Origin of the sequence: Ideonella sp. (assembly GCF_041287625.1) — a bacterium.
GTDB lineage: Bacteria > Pseudomonadota > Gammaproteobacteria > Burkholderiales > Burkholderiaceae_C > Ideonella.
On the sequence record NZ_JBGGNH010000014.1, the window covers coordinates 1 to 18,432 of the forward strand.

Annotated in this window: 13 protein-coding genes and 1 pseudogene; 12 read left to right on the forward strand and 2 right to left on the reverse strand. The window is 65.6% G+C overall.

The features are described 5' to 3' along the window. The 12 genes and pseudogenes from ACAH41_RS04060 to ACAH41_RS04115 form a co-directional block, all read left to right on the forward strand. Nucleotides 1-1,453, forward strand: a 1,453-nt coding sequence (locus ACAH41_RS04060) for a toprim domain-containing protein (RefSeq protein WP_370538192.1), incomplete at its 5' end; no start/stop codon positions are given. 23 nt (nt 1,454-1,476) lie between these two features. After that, complete coding sequence (locus ACAH41_RS04065; protein ID WP_325652441.1) at nt 1,477-1,800, forward strand: nucleotidyltransferase domain-containing protein; 324 nt, start codon at nt 1,477-1,479, stop codon at nt 1,798-1,800. Then, entirely contained in the window at nt 1,797-2,120 is a 324-nt protein-coding gene (locus tag ACAH41_RS04070; protein WP_325652626.1) for a HepT-like ribonuclease domain-containing protein, read from the forward strand. Before ACAH41_RS04065 ends, ACAH41_RS04070 begins: the two co-directional genes overlap by 4 nt. Nucleotides 2,121-2,314: 194 nt before the next feature. Next, nucleotides 2,315-2,575 (forward strand): annotated as a pseudogene (gyrB, locus tag ACAH41_RS04075) (DNA gyrase subunit B); the annotation flags it as partial. Nucleotides 2,576-2,747: 172 nt separating this feature from the next. Then, nucleotides 2,748-3,341 (forward strand): restriction endonuclease subunit S, encoded by a 594-nt coding sequence (locus tag ACAH41_RS04080; RefSeq protein ID WP_325652443.1) that lies wholly within the window; start codon nt 2,748-2,750, stop codon nt 3,339-3,341. Next, on the forward strand, nt 3,334-4,785 hold the full coding sequence (locus ACAH41_RS04085; RefSeq protein WP_325652445.1) for an N-6 DNA methylase: 1,452 nt from the start codon (nt 3,334-3,336) through the stop codon (nt 4,783-4,785). The genes ACAH41_RS04080 and ACAH41_RS04085 overlap by 8 nt, the downstream gene beginning before the upstream one ends. A gap of 140 nt (nt 4,786-4,925) precedes the next feature. Continuing rightward, nucleotides 4,926-5,750 carry a hypothetical protein gene (locus ACAH41_RS04090; protein ID WP_325652446.1) on the forward strand — a complete coding sequence of 275 codons (825 nt, stop codon included), beginning with the start codon at nt 4,926-4,928 and terminating at the stop codon, nt 5,748-5,750. Nucleotides 5,751-5,774: 24 nt separating this feature from the next. Next, on the forward strand, nt 5,775-7,397 hold the full coding sequence (locus ACAH41_RS04095) for a class I SAM-dependent DNA methyltransferase (RefSeq protein ID WP_325652447.1): 1,623 nt from the start codon (nt 5,775-5,777) through the stop codon (nt 7,395-7,397). Continuing rightward, complete coding sequence (locus tag ACAH41_RS04100; RefSeq protein ID WP_325652448.1) at nt 7,394-8,734, forward strand: restriction endonuclease subunit S; 1,341 nt, start codon at nt 7,394-7,396, stop codon at nt 8,732-8,734. The genes ACAH41_RS04095 and ACAH41_RS04100 overlap by 4 nt, the downstream gene beginning before the upstream one ends. Further along, nucleotides 8,731-9,510 (forward strand): Fic family protein, encoded by a 780-nt coding sequence (locus tag ACAH41_RS04105; RefSeq protein WP_325652450.1) that lies wholly within the window; start codon nt 8,731-8,733, stop codon nt 9,508-9,510. Before ACAH41_RS04100 ends, ACAH41_RS04105 begins: the two co-directional genes overlap by 4 nt. A 46-nt stretch (nt 9,511-9,556) precedes the next feature. Further along, nucleotides 9,557-12,850 carry a type I restriction endonuclease gene (locus ACAH41_RS04110; RefSeq protein ID WP_325652452.1) on the forward strand — a complete coding sequence of 1,098 codons (3,294 nt, stop codon included), beginning with the start codon at nt 9,557-9,559 and terminating at the stop codon, nt 12,848-12,850. 4 nt (nt 12,851-12,854) lie between these two features. After that, nucleotides 12,855-13,565 (forward strand): SprT family zinc-dependent metalloprotease, encoded by a 711-nt coding sequence (locus ACAH41_RS04115; RefSeq protein ID WP_325652453.1) that lies wholly within the window; start codon nt 12,855-12,857, stop codon nt 13,563-13,565. 83 nt (nt 13,566-13,648) lie between these two features. Here ACAH41_RS04115 and ACAH41_RS04120 read toward each other — a convergent pair whose 3' ends face one another. Together ACAH41_RS04120 and ACAH41_RS04125 are read right to left on the reverse strand one after the other, a co-directional pair. Further along, entirely contained in the window at nt 13,649-14,809 is a 1,161-nt protein-coding gene (locus ACAH41_RS04120; protein ID WP_325652454.1) for a hypothetical protein, read from the reverse strand. Beyond that, nucleotides 14,806-18,432 (reverse strand): ATP-binding protein, encoded by a 3,627-nt coding sequence (locus ACAH41_RS04125; protein WP_325652455.1) that lies wholly within the window; start codon nt 18,430-18,432, stop codon nt 14,806-14,808. Before ACAH41_RS04125 ends, ACAH41_RS04120 begins: the two co-directional genes overlap by 4 nt.

An 18,432-nucleotide genomic window follows, 5' to 3' on the forward strand; every position in this document is an offset into this window, starting at 1 on the left:
TCTCGCCGCCGTCATCTCCATCAAGCACTCCGACCCCAAGTTCGAGTCGCAGACCAAGGTCAAGCTCCTCTCCCCCGAGGTCGAGTCCGTCGTCGGTTCCTCCACCTACGAGGGCCTGATGATGTATTTCGAGACCAACCCCACGATGGGCAAGCGCATCATCGACAAAGGTCTCAACGCCGCCCGCGCCCGCGAAGCCGCCCGTAAGGCCCGCGAGACCGTCCGCAAGGGCGCCCTCTCCGGCGGCGGCCTCCCCGGCAAGCTCGCCGACTGCTCCGAGCGCGATCCCGCGCAGACCGAGCTCTACATCGTCGAGGGCGACTCCGCCGGCGGCTCCGCCAAGCAGGGCCGCGACCGGAAGTTCCAGGCCATCCTGCCGCTGCGCGGCAAGATCCTGAACGTCGAGAAAGCCCGCTACGAGAAGCTGCTGTCCAGCCAGGAAATCCTGACGCTGATCACGGCGCTGGGCACCGGCATCGGCAAAGGCATGGGCGGGGACGACTTCAACCCCGACAAGCTGCGCTACCACCGCATCATCATCATGACCGACGCGGACGTGGACGGCGCCCACATCCGCACGCTGCTGCTGACCTTCTTCTACCGCCAGATGCCCGACCTGGTGGAGCGCGGCCACATCTACATCGCGCAGCCGCCGCTCTACAAGGTCAAGCAAGGCAAGCACGAGCAGTACCTGAAAGACGCCCACGAGCTGGACGCCTACCTGCTCAAGGTCGCACTGGACGGCGCTGCGGTGGACCCCGCCAACGGCCAGCCTGCCATCAATGGCGAGCAGCTGAACGACCTGGCCAATCAGTACGTCACCGCCACCAACGTGATCAACCGCCTGTCCGCCTGGATGGACGTCGAAGCCCTGCGCGCCATTTCCGACGGCTTGGTGCTGGACCTGGACAACCTGGAATCCGCCGAGACCAGCGCGATGGCGCTCAAGGCCGCGCTGCACGACGCCGAAGTCGAAGCCGTCTTCGACGAACGCAGCGACAAGCACCTGCTGCGCATCAGCCGCCGCCACCACGGCAACATCAAGTCCAGCATCATCAGCCCGGACTTCGTGCACGGTGCCGACTACGAAGCCCTGGCCACCGCAGGCCGCACCTTCAAGGGCCTGCTCACTGCAGACGCGCTGGTCAAGCGCGGCGAAGGCGAACGCCAGAAGGAAACCAAAGCCGGCGACTTCCGCCAGGCCATGGCCTGGCTGATGACCCAAGCCGAAAGCTCGGTGGGCCGCCAGCGCTACAAAGGCCTGGGCGAAATGAACCCCAGCCAGCTCTGGGAAACGACGATGGACCCGACCGTCCGCCGCCTGCTGCGCGTCCAGATCGAAGATGCGATCGAGGCCGACAAGGTGTTCACCATGCTGATGGGCGACGAGGTCGAGCCTCGGCGGGATTTCATTGAGACGAATGCGCTGAGGGCGGCGAACATCGACGCTTGACGTCGCCGCAAGCCACGGTTTGAATGCCGCTCATGCAAGTCCCCACCCTTGTCACCGAGCGGCATGAAGCGATCGCGGCGCTGTGCAAGGAAGCGCATGCGAGGCGGCTGGACCTGTTCGGCTCGGCTGTCCGTGACGACTTCGATGCTGAGTCCAGCGACCTCGACTTCCTCGTCGTGTTCGAAGACCTGCCGCCCGTGCGCTATGCCGAGGCTTTCTTCGGGCTGAAGGAAGGGTTGGAGCGGCTTTTCGCGCGGCCGGTGGATCTGGTGGTGGAGCGCGCCATCCGCAACCCGTACTTCAAGCAACGGGTCAGCGCGGAGCGCCAGCCGGTCTATGGCGCCTGAGCTGCGCAAATAACCTCTGGGACGCCAAGGAAGCTGCGGCGCGTGCGCTGCGCTTCACGGCCGGCAAGACGCTGGACGACTACCTGGGCGACGAGTTGTTGCGCGCGGCCGTCGAGCGGCAGTTCCTGATCCTGGGTGAAGCGCTGGGGCGGGTGCGCCAGTTGGACGCCGGCATCGCCGCCCGCATCGGCGAGCTGAACCAAGCGGTGGCCTTGCGCAACCAGTGGGCCCATGGCTATGCCGACATTGACGATGTCATCGTGTGGGGCGTCGTGGCCGGCCCGCTGCAGCAGATGCTCGACGAGATCGAGTCGCTTTGAAGGCTGGTCCCGGCTGCGCAGCCGCCGGCCAGTGAGGATGGTTCACGCGGCGCGGCGGCCAGTCATCGACCTCAGCGCCTGTACGCCTGACCTTCTGTAACCTTGTCCTGGAAAACCTCGAATCCGCCGAGACCAGCGCGCTCGTGCTCAAGGCCGCGCTGCACGACACCGTAGTCGAAGCCGTCTTCGACGTGGTGAAGCGCGGAGAAGGCGAACGCCAGAAGGAAACCAACGCCGGCGACTTCCGCCAGCGCTACAAAGACCTGGGCGAAATGAACCCCAACCAGCTCTGGGAAACGACGATGGACCCCACCGTCCGCCGCCTCCTTCGCGTCCAGATCGAAGACGCCATCGAAGCCGACAAGATGTTCACCATGCTGATGGGCAACGAGGTCGAACCGCGGCGGGATTTCATTGAGACGAATGCGCTGCGGGCGGCGGACATCGACGCTTGACGTCTGTAGAGCGCCCCGTAAGCTGCAAAAGCTATGGGGCTTTTGCTCTCCATTGGCGCCTCTTGGACAGCGCGATGGACTGGAGAACGGCGGGCCCAGCATGAACAAATAACTCTACTGCTTGCACTCCCATGCGAGCGGCGCTACACTGCGTCAACAGTAGAGTTATTCGATGAAAGCCATTCTCACCCTCAACGACTTGGCGGAAGTCCACACAGCAGTGGTCTTTCGCGATCAAGCACCGCAAGAGCATCCTGAAGGCAACGTCCGTGCGTTGGCCATCCGGGATGTTGTGTCTTCGACTCCAGTGAGCTGGAGCGAACTGCCGCGGGTTGTTGTGGCAGAGAAGTACCGTTCGAACTGCCTGCGAGAGGGTGATGTGGTCATCCCCTCACGGGGCGACTATTACAGGGCATGGCTTTTTACAGGGGCGGACTTGCCAGTTCTGCCGGTGGGTCAGTTGAACGTGATCCGACCGGCTTCTGGGTTGGATGCCGGTTACTTGGTGTGGTTTCTCAACCTGCCGACCACCGGCGCCAAGCTCAAGCAAATGCTGACCGGCACCAGCATTAAAGCGCTGACCAAGACTGCTCTTCAGACGCTGGAGGTAGACCTTCCCGATATGGGATGTCAACGCCGTATCGCCGAGATTGTCCAACTGGCGGGGCGGATCGCTGCCATCCGGCATCGGTTGACAGAACTGGATGCTATTGAGGTAGCTCAGATGGCCGACCTCTTTTCGCACCGTGGAGGTGACCATGCTTGACGCCGAAGCAAAACAGGCCATCCGTCATGCACTCCGGCGCAGCTTCGATTCAGTTCGTGGCGTAGCCGATGCTGGGGAGTTCCGTGACCACCTCCTGGCATTGCTGGTGTTGAAGTACGCCTCTGACCGTACTGCCGACGAAGCTAACTATGCAGTTGCGCTCGACGCGGATGTCGGCTTGTTGCCACCGTTTGAGCGGCTGCTCAACGCTAAGCACATGCCCGATATCGGGCAGCGTATTGACCGGGCACTGGCCGATTTGGAGAAGCAACACCCGCTGCTGCAAGACGCCTTTCACAGCGTCCGTTTCGACTCCTCCTTGCTGGGCGAACCCAAGCAAAGGCAACACCTCATCGCCGATCTGCTGAGCTGCCTCGGTTTGCCAGAGTTCGACTTTCGAAGCGGCGCAAGTGCCGAGGCGGCTGGCTTTGCCTGCGAAACGCTCATCAGCGAGGCCGCCGTCGTCGCTGGCAAGCGTGGTGCCGAGTTCTTCACCCCGCCCGAGGTTTCGCGGCTGATCGCCGAACTCCTCCAGCCCGAAGCTGGGGAAAGCGTTGGTGATCCGTGCTGCGGTTCTGGCACGTTGTTGCTGACCTGCAGCGCCTTCGCGCGTGTGCGCTCCGGCGGCGAGGGCTGTCAGCTGTTTGGCCAAGAGAAGAACGGCAGCACTTGGGCCCTCGCAAAAATCAATATGTTTGTGCATGAGGAGCTCGCCGCTAAACTGGCGTGGGGAGACACCCTCAAAGACCCGCGCCTGGTGGCTGGAAGCCAACTGCAGCGGTTCGACGTGGTGGTTTCAAACCCACCCTTCAATGTGAAGGATTGGGGGCAAGAGGCCGCCGCAACCGATCCCTACGGGCGCTACCGACGCGGAGTTCCGCCTCGCGGTACGGCTGACTACGCTTTTATCAGCCACATGGTGGAGACGCTCAAGCCTGGTCACGGCCGAATGGCAGTGGTGGTCTCCCATGGTGTCCTCTTCCGCAGCGGTGCAGAGCTACAAATTCGCAGGCAGTTGCTGGAGGAAAACCTCGTGGACGCAGTGATCGCGCTGCCAGCCAAGCTGCTTCCAAACACGCCGCTGCCAATTGCATTGCTGGTCTTGCGTAAGGACAAGCGCGATGAGCATGTGCTCTTCATCGACGCAAGCCGCGAGTACGAGCATGGGAAGACCCAGAACGGACTTCGTGAGCAGGACCTCACCAAGATCGAGACCGCGTATGCAGCCAGGGCGGATGTTGAGGGCTACGCCCGCCTGGTGTCACAGGCAGACATCCTGCAGAACGACTGCAACTTCAACGTGGCTCGCTATGTGGATGCTGTAGAGGAAGTCTGTCAGGTGGACCTCGAGGCACTTCGTGCGGAGCGCGCACAGCTCCAAGCCGAGCTGGAAGGTCTGGAGACCCGGTTTGCCAGCCTCATCCTGGAGGTCAGCCCTGCGTGACACAAAGGAAAACGGCCGCTTACGCGGCCGCCCCCTCTCTTGCGACTTGGAGAGTGACGTCTGTCCGAAGAGAGACCTGTCAGTCTGTGTTGCCCAAGCGCCTACCTCGCGAGTATAACAAAAACGGGAATCCCCACTGCATGCCGAACTCTGCCGACATTCCGGCGCTGATCGCGACCATCTCCGCTCCACGCCTCAATAGCTACCGAGCCTTCTTCCAACCGCAGACCGATGAAGAGCTGTTGGCCATCTACCGCTGGCATGAAGACCTCTGCACGCACTTCAACCACATTCTGAAATGGGTGGAGGTGGCCATGCGCAATGGCTTTCACGTGGCGCTGAGTGCTCACTATGGCGTCAGGGGCTCAGCGGGGGCCCGTGATTGGTACCACCACATCCGACTGTCGAAGCACTCGGTCGACAGCGTGCACAAGATTACCCACTCGGCAAACGGCACGCCACGGAGGCCAGCGCCTACCCCAGATGACGTAGTGGCCAAGCTGACCTTGGGGTTCTGGCCAGCCTTGCTGGAAGTGGAGCGAGATGCAGCTGGGCGCCGTATGTCTTGGCACCAAATTTTGCCCGTCTTGGTGTCAGGGCATCGCTACCCGCATGAAGCCTTCTGGAGGCAGCAGGCCAACCGAGACGCCCTGCAAACTCGCCTGGAGTTGTGCACCTATCTGCGCAATGGCGTTGCCCACCACGAACCCATCTGGAAGCAAGGCGCGCTGCGGGAAGAGACCAAGCCCCGCCATCGCCGCGTGCCCGCCGTGCAGGCGCCTGCCCCCAGCACCCCGGACGAGGCCTTGGCCCGCTTGCAACTGCAGCACGCCCGCGTGATGGAACTGCTGCATTGGCTCTCGCCCGCCGCAGCCCGCCTGGTCAGCCAAGACCCCGCATTTCAGCAGGGCCACGCGCTGCTGCAAGCCGCCACACTCCAGGCCTACCGCCAAGGCCAGCGCTGAACCTTACTGTTTCACGACCACCCCATGCCCCTCACCCTCGACACCCTCGAATCCTGGCTCTGGGAGTCCGCCAACATCCTGCGCGGCTCCATCGACTCGTCGGACTTCAAGAACTACATCTTCGGCCTGCTGTTCCTCAAGCGCTTCAACGACGTGTTCGACGAACGGGTCCAGCAGCTGCGACACGACGAAGGCCTCAGCCCGTTTGACGCGGACGTCGAGGTTCAAGCCAAGTGGGGCGTCTTCCCCAACGACGCCCGCTGGCCCACGCTCATCTCGCGCAGCCAGGACATCGGCGAGGCGCTGGACAAGGCCTTCGCGGACATCGAGGCCCACAACCCCGAGCTGCAGCATGTGCTGACCGCCACCCAGTACGGTGACAAGCGCGTACTGGCGGATGCCACGCTGCAGCGCCTGCTGCGCCACTTCAACCAGTACCGCCTGGGCAACGCCGACCTCTACAAGGCGGACATGCTGGGCGATGCCTACGAATACCTCATCAAGCAGTTCGCCGACGATGCCGGCAAGAAGGGCGGCGAGTTCTACACGCCCAAGGCCGTGGTGCAGCTCGTGGTGGAACTCATCGACCCGCAGCCCGGCCACCACGTGTACGACCCCACCTGCGGCAGCGGCGGCATGCTGGTGGAGAGCGCGCACCACATCGCCAGGCTGCCCGGCGGCACGCTGATGGGCGACCGCCCCAACGCCCTGCTCTACGGCCAGGAAAAGAACCTGGGCACCTGGGCCATCGCCAAGCTCAACCTCTACCTGCACAACATGCGGGCCGAGATCGAGCGCGGCGACACGCTGGTGGAGCCCAGGCACCTGGACGGCGGCTACCTCAAGACCTTCGACCGCGTCATCGCCAACCCGCCCTTCTCGGCCAAAGCCTGGTGGACGCCGCTGGAGCTGGAAGCCGAAGCCGCCCAGGACAGCGAAGGCGGCGCAGGCAACAAGAAGCCCAAGACGCCCAGCTACAAGACCGTCAGCGACCCCTTCGGCCGCTTCAGCTATGGCGTGCCGCCGCGCGGCTATGCCGACCTGGCCTTTGCCCAACACATGCTGGCCAGCCTCAAGGCCGACGGCCGCATGGGCATCATCCTGCCGCACGGCGTGCTGTTCCGCAGCGGCGAGGAGGGCAGGATCCGCGAGGGCCTGCTCTTCGGCACCGATGCCGCCAGCGGCGGCCAGCCGGGCGACCTCATCGAGGCCGTCGTCGGCCTGCCTTCCTCTTTGTTCTACAACACCGGCATCCCGGCCTGCGTGCTGGTGCTCAACAAGCGCAAGCCCCCCGTGCTCAAGGGCAAGCTCATCATCATCGACGCCAGCCGCGATTACCTGGAAGGCAAGGCCCAGAACAGCCTGCGCCCCGAGGACATCGAACGCATAGTCCGCACGCACAAGGCCGCCTTCGAGCAGCAGACCGAGGTGGAGAACTACTGCCGCGTGGTCTCGCTCGACGAGATTCGCGGCAATGACGGCAACCTCAACATTGCGCGGTACATCGACAACGGGGAAACCGAGCAGACCGTCGATGTGTCGGCCACCTTGGTGCAACTGACGGAACTGGCCGAGGAAGAGGCGCTGATTGATGCGCGGCTCAATGGCTATCTGGCAGAACTTGGCCTTGCAGAGGTCGGCGCATGAGAGCTTCCCATGCTGACCAAGTCGAAGTGTCGACGCCCCCGCACCGGCCTGCGGGTTGGGAGGTCAAGCTCATTGGCGAGCTGACAGATGTCAGCGCGGGTGGTACTCCCGCTACATCCGAGGACAGCTATTGGAACCCACCCGAAGTGCCTTGGATGAGCTCAGGAGAAGTGCACCAGCGACGAGTACGAAGGACCGAAAAGCAGATATCCAAGCTGGGCCTTGAGAACTCTGCTGCCAAGGTCTTCCCAAGGAAATCCATAGTCATGGCGCTAGCTGGTCAGGGCAAGACGAGAGGATGTGTTGCTGTTCTAGAAGCTGAAGTAGCAACAAATCAGTCCCTTGCAGCCATCTATCCGTCAGACGGCTTTGAGACCGACTTCCTGTTTCATAACCTTGATTGGCGCTACAAGGAACTACGGGCACTTTCCTCGGGCGAAGGTGGACGTGGAGGGCTGAACCTGTCGATCATCAAGTCCATTCCCGTGGAACTTCCTCCAAGAGGTGAACAGAAGAAGATCGCCGCCATTCTGACGGCCGTGGACGACAAGCTGGACGTGATTGCGCGCGAGATTGAAGCCACCCAGACCCTCAAGCGGGGCCTGATGCAGACGCTGTTCAGCCGGGGTGTTGGCGTCCTAAATGCCAGCAGCACTTGGCTTCCTCACGAAGAGTTCAAGGAAGGGCCCATCGGGATAGTGCCCCGGTGTTGGGAGTTCTGCACTCTGGGCGACCTGGCTGTAGAGAACATCACGTATGGCGTAGTCCAGCCTGGCGAGCCCGTTGCAGGTGGTGTTCCGATGGTGCGTGGTGGCGACATCAAGGACGGCGAGTTTGCGCAGGACCTTCGCACGATCTCCTCCGAGGTTTCAGCTCAGTTCAAGCGAACCATCCTCAAAGGTGGAGAGTTGCTCGTCTCGCTGGTCGGGTACCCCGGCGAAACAGCGGTCGTACCTGCGACCTTAAAGGGCGCAAACATTGCCCGGCAGGCTGGAATGATTCGCACGGGAAGCTTGGCACTCTCGAAATACCTTCACTGCTACCTTTCGTCTCCAGCAGGCAAGGCAGAGCTATTGGGCGGCATGATTGGCTCCGCGCAGCAGGTCATCAACTTGAAATCCCTGCGAGATGTCTCTGTGCCGATGCCCCCGGAAGTTGAGCGGGAGCAAATCACTGCGGTCTGCGAAGCTACTTCCGCAAAGCTCCGTGCTCTCTTTGCCAAGCAACGCAGTTATGGCCTCCTCAAACGCGGCCTGATGCAAAAGCTCCTGACCGGCGAATGGCGCGTCAAGGTTGACAATGCAACGCACACTCCCCCCGTCTCGGAGGCTGCATGACCCCGCCTACTGCTGACCCGGTCGCCCCGGTTGATTTCGCCGCCCTTGATGCGCTCAAGGCGCGCCTGGATGCGCTGCGCCCGCTGCCGGCCGCCGCACTGCGCAACCTGCACGAAGCCCTGGTGCTGCGCTGGACGTACCACTCCAACGCCATCGAGGGCAACACCCTCACGCTGATGGAAACCAAGGTGGTGCTCGAAGGCATCACCGTGGGCGGCAAGCTGCTGCGCGAGCACTTCGAGGCCATCAACCACCGCGACGCCATCCTCTACGTGGAAGACGTGGTGCGCCGCGAAGAACCCTTGAGTGAATGGCAGATCCGCAACCTGCACCGCCTGGTGCTGCGTCAGATTGACGACGAGAACGCCGGGCGCTACCGGCAACTCAATGTCACCATCGCCGGCGCCCGCCATGTGCCGCCCGACATGCTGCAGGTGCCCGAACAGATGGCGGCGCTGCTGCACTGGTACGACACCCAGGCCGCCGGCTTGCACCCGGTGGAGCGCGCCGCCCGCCTGCATGTGGACTTCGTGAAGATCCACCCCTTCGTGGACGGCAATGGCCGCACGGCCCGGCTGCTGCTGAACCTGGAACTGCTGAAGGCGGGCTTTCCGGCCATCGTGCTGCCGGTGGAGCAACGCTTGGCCTATTACGAGGCGCTGGACAAGGCCCATGTGGACGGCGACATGCGCGATTTTCTGGCGCTGGTGGCGCGCTGCGTGCATGAGGGGTTCAAGCCCTACTGGCATGTGCTGGGCTTGAGCCCGGCGGCCTGATCCAAGCGTCTCGATTCAAGCCAGAGCAAAGCGCCCAGGGAGGGCCATGACCGCAGAACTTCAGGGCGTGGAGCGCCCGGCCATCCGCACGCTGGTGCAACTGGGCTACAGCCACCGGCCCGGCCACGCGGTGAAGGTGGAGCACCGCCACCTGGCCCCGGTGCTGGAAGACGTGCTGCGCCCGCGGCTGCTGGCGCTGAACCCCTGGCTGGCCGAGGCGCCCGGCGGCGTAGATGCGGCGCTGATCGAGCTGCGCAAGCGCGCCAACGACGAGCTGCTGGCGGCCAACCAGGCGCTGTGGCAGCAGGTGCTGCACCGCTCGGACATCCAGGTGAAGGACCTGGCCGGCCAGCCGCGCAGCGTGCGCTTTTTGGATGCCAGCGACGCGAGCCGCAACGACTTTCATGTGGTGGATCAGTACGTGGGCCGCAATGCCGACGGCGAGCTGTTCCGCCCCGACCTGCTGCTGTTCGTCAACGGCCTGCCGCTGGCCATCATCGAATGCAAGGCCAGCCACCACCGGCTGGACGAGGCGCTGGCGCAGCTGGACGGTTACCAGCGCAGCTTTGCAGCGCAGTTCGTGTTCAATCAGGTGTGCGTGGGGCTGAACCGCCGCCAGGGCCTGTACGGCGCCATCCTCACCAAGCCCGCCTTCTATGCCCGCTACCGGCTGGAAGCGCCTGAGCTGGCCGAGATGGCGGCACTGCTGGGCGGCGAACCGGGCGAGCAGGAGCAACTGCTGTGGGCGCTGTTCGAGCCCAGCCGCTTTCTGGCGCTGGTGGCGCACTTCGTGCTGTTCGAAACGCGCGACGGCAAGACGGTGAAGAAGCTGCCGCGCTACCACCAGTGGCGCGCCGTGCGCAAGACCGTGGCGCGGCTCACCAGCCCCACGCCCCTGGGCGGGGTCATCTGGCACACGCAGGGCAGCGGCAAGTCGCTGACCATGGCCTTGCTGGCCCGCCTGCTGCGCGCCGACAGCACCGGCTTGGCCAACCCCACGGTGCTGGTGCTGACCGACCGGCGCGACTTGGACAGGCAAATCTTTGACACCTTCCATGCCGTGGGCATTCGCGCCATCCAGGCCGTGTCGGTGGCCGGGCTGGTGAGGATGCTGGGCAACGACTACGGCAGCGTGTTCACGAGCACGGTGCAGAAGTTCCAGGAATGGGACGAACCCAACGCCCATGCTGAGGGCGGTGCCAGCGGCGAGCCCGAGGAGGCGGAAGAGGTCCTGCAGGCCATGCGGCACCGGCGCGTGCGCGACGGCAAGGACTTCTTCATGGTGGAGGAACGCAACGAGCACTTCGGCCGGCACGCCGCCGACGGCGTGCTGCTGGATGCGAAGTGGGTAGCGCTGAAGCGCGAGAAGATCCACTTTCGCGTGCTGAGCGCCAAGCCCAACTTCTATGTGCTGGTCGACGAAGCTCACCGCAGCCAGTACGACTTCCTGGCGGCCTTCATGCGCGCCAGCCTGCCGAACGCCAAGTTCATCGCCTTCACCGGCACGCCGCTGCTGAACGACGACAAGCACACTCTGGCCGAGTTCGGGGGCGAGACCTACATCGACGAGTACCGCCTGCACGAGGCGGTGGCCGACGGCGCCACGTTGCCCATCAAGTACCAGGACGCCTGGGTCAAGCTGGCCGCCGATGCGCAGCTGGACGCCGCCTTCAACGAGCAGTTCGGTGAAGCGCAGCCCGAAGGGCACCAGCTGGCATTGAAGAAGGCGCTGCTGGCCCGCTGGCGCCAGGCGGGCGACCGCATGGCGCAGGTGGCGGCGCACCTGGTGGAGCACTTTGTCGGCCATGTGCAGGCCAAGGGCTTGAAGGCCATGCTGGTGTGCAACGGCCGCGACATGGCCGTGCGCTACAAGGACCTGCTGGACGCGCTGATGGCCCAGCGCGCCACCCAAGGGCTGCCGACCTTCCAGAGCCAGGTGGTCATCTCGCTGGCCGCCGTCACCGGCACGCGGACCGGCGCCACGGTCGAGGAAGAGGCGGCCGAGTACAAGCTGCCAGTCACCAAGGTGCAGAGCATCGAGGAGCGCATCCGCGATGAGCTGAAGGCCGGCAAGCGGCCGGTGGCCCTGCCGGCCGAGCAGATCAGCCACTTCGTCAGCAAGCTGTTCCCGCTGCCCTATGGCGACGAAAGCCAGGGCAAGGACGGCCAGCCGCTGGCCAACAATGTGGGGCTCATCATCGTGTCCGACATGCTGCTGACCGGCTGGGATGCGCCCATCGTCAGCACCATGTACCTGGACAAGCCGCTCAAGGAACACACGCTGCTGCAGGCGATTGCGCGGGTCAACCGCACGCTGCCGGGCAAGAACGCAGGCTACATCGTCGACTACCACGGCGTGGTGGAGCACCTGGATCAGGCGCTCAAGCTCTACGGTGGCGAGGTGCAGCCGGCGCAGGTGTGGCAAGGCGTGGAGACCGAGCTGCCCAAGCTGCAGAGCACGCTGGAGCGCCTGCTGAAGCTGCTGCCTAAGAAGCACGACCCGGTGAGCGGGCGCGAGGCCTACAAGGACGATGCCGAACGCTTCCTGGATCCGGCGAGCCGGCTGGATGCGGTGGAAGATTTCCTGGCACTGTCCAAGCAATTCAACCGCAGCATCGACATCATCCTGCCCGATGTGCGGGGCTTGCCCTTCAAACCCTACTTCACGCTGTTTGCCGAAATCAGGTTGATGCTGCGCGACAAGCTGCCGGACGCCACCTACCGCGAGCGCATCACCCAGCTGGAGTCCGCACTGCTGCAGCGCCTGCTGGACGAGTACATCGCCGCCAGCCCGGCCAAGAGCCTGCTGGGGCGCGAGGTGTCCATCCTGGATGCCAGCGACATGGCACGGCTCAAGCAGCTGGCCAGCCCGGGCAGCCAGGCGCTGGTGATGAAAAACCAGCTTAAGCACACCATCGTCACCGGCCGCGACAAGGACCCGGCCTTCTTCGACAAGCTGGCCGAGGAGCTGGAAAAGCTGCTGGAGGAGGAGAAGGCCGGCCGCATCAGCCAGGCACAGTTCCTGGAGCAGCTGGCGCTGTTCGGGCAGCGAGTGACCGACAAAGACAAGACGGGCTTCGAGACGCCGGCGCACTCGGCGGTGTACCGCTACCTGGCCGCCCTGCTGGGGGAGGACACGGCGCGCGCGGCGACGGCAAAGCTCGTTGAAGACCCGACGCTGAGCCAGACGCTGGCGGCCGGCCATTGGAAGCAGATGCTGGACCTGCACCCCGAGATGCGCGACTTGCTGCGCAAGCTGCTGATGCCGCTGGCCGGCTGGGAGCGCGCGGTGGCGCGCGAGCATGCCGGCCGCATCCTGGACATCCTGCTGAAGAACTGACCCCATGCCACAGCTGCAGTACGGTCAGACGACCATCGAATGGCGCTTCAAGGCCGATGCCACGCTCAAGCGGCACTACGTGACGGTGGAGCGTGGCCGGCCGGTGCTGCTGCGCGGGCCGGCGGTCGGGCTCGAAGCGCAGGAGGCCCTGGTGCGGCAGCGCGCCCGCTGGATTCGCGAGAAACGGGCGCTGGTCGAGGCACCGGCCGCAGACGAGCAGATCGTGACAGGCAGCCGGCTGCGCTACTGCGGGCGCACCTACTTCACCGAGGTGCAGCATGCGCCGAAGCTGGCGCATGCCACGCTGCACTTCACCGCATCGCGCTTCGTCATCGAGAACCCGGCCGGGCGCAGCATCAGCTCGGCGGCGCTGGCGCCCTTGCTCAATGCCTTCTACCGGGACCGGGCGCACGAGAAGCTGCTGGCGCGCGTGCGGCACTGGGAGCGGCAGTCCGGCCTGCAGGCCAGGGCGGCGCGCATTCGCCACTTCCAGAGCCGCTGGGCCAGCTGCAACGCGCAGAACGTCCTGGAGTTCCATCCACGGGTGATGGAACTGCCAGCCAGCGTGCAGGACTATGTGGTCGTGCACGAGCTTTGCCACACGGTGGAGAAGAGCCACACGCGGGCGTTCTGGGCGCTGGTGGCGCAGCAGATGCCGGACTGGCGGCGGCAGCATGAGGTGTTGGAGCGAGCGGCGTTCGGGGACCTCGTGTAGTCGCCGAGCCTGGCAAGTGGGCCTGATTTTTGGGCCATGTTTTCGCCTCGTGTCACGCCGGACGACATGAGGGCTGCGCGGCGCTACCCGCCCACCCACCCCTCCTGATCCACACACTTCCCGTGCGCGCGCAGCGCAGGCAGCAGGAGCGTGTCGGCCAGTTCGCAGCCGGTGCTGCCAGGGTCGGTCTGGCCGGTTTTGTCGGCCTCGTCGGGCGCGTGGGCCTGGCCGGCCTCCAGCGCAGCGAGCAGGCCCAGGTAGCCAGGGCGCCAGCTGCGGCAGCCGGCAAACACCTGGCGCAGCTGGGCCAGGATCTGCATGCCGGCAAAGTCCAGGTCGCCAAAGAAGCTGACGGCCAGCGCGGGCGCGCCGGGTTCCTCGTACAGCCAGGCCTCGAAGGCGGTCACCTGGCTGGCGGCGGGCTGACCGGGCGAGGCGGCGTGCCAGTAAAGCGAGGAACCGGCGCGCCGCCGCAGGCGCCGGGCCGCGCCTTTGAAGCCGGAGGCCAGCACCAGCGCGGCCCCGGCCCACGCGACCTGACGCTGGCGCACCATGCGCTCGAAGCTGACGCCGTTTTCGATCAGGATCACCTCGGTGATCGGACCGGGCGGGGCGCTGACCAGCCATTGCACGGGCGCTTCCTGGCACTGGCCGGGTGGCGCGCCCAACAGGCGCAGCAGTTCGTCCCGGCTGTCCAGCACCTTGCTGTGGCCACCGAAGCAGCGCGCCGAGAGTTCGCGCGTGTAGAGCACCTCGCCGCCCTGGCAGGCTTGGGCCAGCATGTTGAGGATGTGCACGCATTCGGCCACGGGCCGGCCGCGAAAGGCGGCCAGCGGGTTGCGGACCAGGTAGTCCAGCAGCGCGGCGGGCTGGGGCACTTGCAGCGTGGCGACCTCGGCCAGGGCGGCCACCAGCTGGCGGCTCCAGGCTTCCTGTTGCGGCACGAAGCCGCACCAGGCGGCCAGCGCGTCGAAATCCAGCAGGGCCAGCGCGGGTTGGCGGTCGGCCAGGGTCTGGAAGGGCTGCGGCGGGCGCAGCCGCAGCGCAACCCAGCCGGTGGCCTGCAACTCCTGCAGCAGCAGCGTGATGCGCTCGGCCTCCTCGGGGCTGCTGGCCTGGTGCAACTCGGGCAGCGTCGCGGCGTCCAGCCTGAGCAGCACGCTGCGCTGGCCCTGGCTGCGCTCGGCCTTTCGCAGCAGCGCGTGGCACAGGCGCTGCTGCAAGGGGTGAAGTGGCGCGCTCAAGACGGGCGGCTTTCTTTCAACTCGAAGTCCGCCCGCGCCTGCTCCCGTGCATGGCGGGCATGCGCCTCCCAAAGCTGGCCCAGGGCCTCGCGGTGCAGGTCTTTCTCGTGCACTTCGCTGCAGTAGACGGTCTGGCCTTCGTGCTCGGCGGCGAGCTTGGAGAAGGTGTATTCCTTGTCGAACTCGGGCTTGATGGCGCCGGACTTGGAGGTGGGCATGGCCACGATCAGCTGCAGGCCCATGTTGACGGAGAGGAAGCGCAGCACGGCGCGCGAGCGCGATTCGTCCATCTTCGAAAAGGCTTCGTCCGACAGCATCAGGCGCAGCGCCGGCGCGCCCTGCGTGCGGCCGAAATGCCCCAGCGCATGGGCCAGCACGGCGGCGCGAATGACGTAGAACGGCGTCTCCAGCTCACCGCCTGAGCCCGTGCCCCAGGTGGACATGGGGGTGCGATGGCCGGCCACGATGCGGTGGATGTCGTAGCGGCGGTAGTTTCGGTAGTCGGCCAGCTCCTTGAGCGCGCGCTCGGAGGCGATCTGGTCCTGCGAGAGCAGCAGTTGCTTGATGTCCTGGGCTGTGTCGCGGTGTTCGGCCGAGAGCTGCGGCGCATCAAAGATGGCGATCTTCGCCTTCTCCAGCTGGTCCACCACGCCGTCCAGTGCTTCGAAGAAATCGAAGTAGCGCTTGAAGCGCGGAATCCAGTCGTGCACCAGCTCGTAGCCATCCACGCCGAACTGGATGGTCTTGAGTTCGTTGTTCAGCTTGCGCAGCGTGTTCAGGCCGGAGCGCACGTCATCGCGCACCTTGAAGCAGAAGCTGGACGTGAAGACGGTGTTGAAGCGCACCTCGGCCTCTTCCAGCTTGGCCAGGTTTTCGGCCAGGCCAATGCCGTCCTGCCGGCGCATCTGCTCGCGCACGGCCTGCTGCACCTGCAGAAGCGAAGCCAGCACGGCCTCCAACTGGTCCAACGCACGCGGGGGCTCGGTCCACTGGAAACGCTCGTCGTCGGTGCGGGCGCCGGCCAGGTAGGTGCCCACATGGTTGCGCAGGGTTTGCAAATGGGTGCGCAGCAGCTCGGCCGTGCTGTCCATGCGGCTGCGCAGCGTGGTGGTGGCAGGCTCGTCGGCAAGCCCCAGTTGGCGGGCCTCCTCCAGCAGCTGCAGCTCAGTGGCCTGGCCAGGCGCGGCGCCCACAAAGCGCGCCACCCACACCTGGGCCTGGGTCAGGTTCAAGGCCAGGCCGGGCAGGCGCTGCTGCAGCTCGCCCAGCGTGCGCTCCAGACGCTTGAGCTCGCTGTTCTGCACGCCCACGGCCTGCATTTCCTCGTCACGCTGCCGGCCACAGGTTTGCAGGCGCTGGTCCAGATGGGCCTTGTGCTGCTCCAGCGCGTCGATGGAAGAGGTGTCCAGCCGGGCCAGCGCCAGGGCCACATCCAGATGCCTGAGACGGGTGGCCAGGGCCTCTTCCAGCGCCTTGGCCAGGGGCGCCGCCGCCACGCGGCTGAACCAGCCGGAGACCAGCTTGAGCGACAAGTCCAGCTGGTGCAGGCGAGCCAGCTCGGGCGCCAGCGCATCCAGCCGGGCGCTGATCCAGGCCAGGCGGCGTTGCCGGCTTTCCAGGCCGAAGGCTAGTTCCTGATCGGCGGCCAGGCAGGCGAACATGCCGTAGGCGCGGCTGCCCAGGCCTTGCTGCATCAGGCCTTGCGGGGTGCGGCGCAACTCGGCCTCGCTGTCCACCTTGCGCACCCGGCCATACAAGGCCAACAGGTAGGCCCAGCCGACCGGGTGCTCGCACTTCAACTCGCCGAGCACCGAGCCTGCGGCCGGCGCCATGCCCTTGGTGTCATCCATGGCGCGACTGCCTTGCACCAGCTTTGGCGAGCGCTGGGCAAAGCGGCGTTTGATCAGCTTGATGGCCGCTTCTTCCGCCTCGGGCTCGACGATGAGGGCAAAGCGGTCGCGGCCCATGTAGCCCTCGATGGCAGCCTGCCACGGGCTGCCGAGTTTGGGCTCCACCAGCGCCGCCAGCATGCGGGGCCGGCTCTGCGGCAGCTCGGTCTCCAGCAGACTCAGCGCCGCCTGCACATCGGCCGGCGCAGGCGAGCGGCCGGCCTGCAGCAAGGCCTGCTCGGCCTGCAGCGCCACCTGCTCGTCCTTCAAGGCCATTTGTTGGCCGTGCAGGGTGCTGCGGGCTTCGATCAGCACGCTGCTCACCGACACGCCGTCGCCGCACAGCGCCTGCTCCAGCGCGCGCAGGGCCTGGTCCAGCGGCTCGATCTCAAAGGCCGCCAGGTCATCGTCCAGCCTGGCCTCGGCCATCAGCGGCCCGTGCGCAGGGCCCCAGAGTTTCTGGGCCTGGCGGGCCACCGGGGCCAGGGCTTGCACCGCCGCGTGCAGCGCCGGCAACAGGCCCAGGTCCAGCTGCAGCAGTTGCTGCACATGGCCCAGCACCGTGTCCATCTGGCTGGCAGCGCTGCGCACCGCATTCCATTCCTTGCGGAACAGCTCGGCCGATTGCAGCGCAGCCAGGCTCAGGCGCTGCTTTTCCTGCGCCACATCGCTCTGTGCCAGTTGACCTTGCACGCGGGCCAGCTCCTCCTGCAGCTGTTGCTGGTCGCCCTCGATGCGCGCCAGGCGCTGGCTGGACTGCGTGGCCTGCGCCAGCAACTGCGCTTGCCGCCGCTGCGCGGCCTGCTGCTCGGCCAGGCCTTCCTGCTGCAGGCGCAGCGCATGGGCGGCCAGCGTCACCACATGGCGGCGCAGCAAGGCCAGGGTGTCACCGGCGGCTTCGTCCACCAGTTGCAGGCGGTCGATGTTGAGCTTCAGGCGCTCGGCCTCGGTCTTGAGCCGGGCGATCTCCTGCATCAACTGGCGCATCTTGCCGACGTCGGCCGAGAAGTCCTTCTCTTCCAGGATCTCGTCGCGCACCAGGTCGTTGACGTTGCCGATCTCCTTGTAGGCCATGGCCTTGACCAGGGCCTTGGCGCAGCGGGTGGCGTCCACCTCGGGCACAAACTTCTTGCCCAGCATGGCGCCGTAGAGGTGCTGCAGGTAGCTGTCCTTGCCCTCAAAGCGCTGGACCTGCTCGGCCTGCAGCCCCAGGCGGTGCTGCAGCTGCACATAGAGGTCCTTCAATCCCAGCACCCGCTGGCGCTGGCCGTCGGCCGCGGGCTGCTGAAAGTGCTGCAGGCCCAGGGCCTGGCGCACGATGAAGAACAGCGGCTTGCCGCCTTCGGCGCGGCCAGCCTCCTCGTGCGCCTCCACGCCCATCACCGCGGTAAAGGGCGCAGCGGTTTCACCGGCCGCCGAGCTGGCCTCCATCACCAGCCCGACATAGCAGGTGGCGCGGCGGCGCAGGAACACATCGCTGCCCGACTGGCCCAGGGCATACGAATGCAGCGTGCGCGGCTCCTTGCCGCCGCGCCGCCCCTGGGTGGACTCGTTCTGCCCGGCGTTGAAATGGAACACGCCCGCCCGCGCGGCGGTGAGCACGGCCTGGATGGCGTCCAGCAAGGTGGACTTGCCCGAACCCGATTCGCCGGTCAGCAAGGTGGACCCGGCCAGCGGCCAGTCGCGGTTTTCGATGGTGCCCCAGTGGACCGTGATGAGCCTGGCGATGCGCAA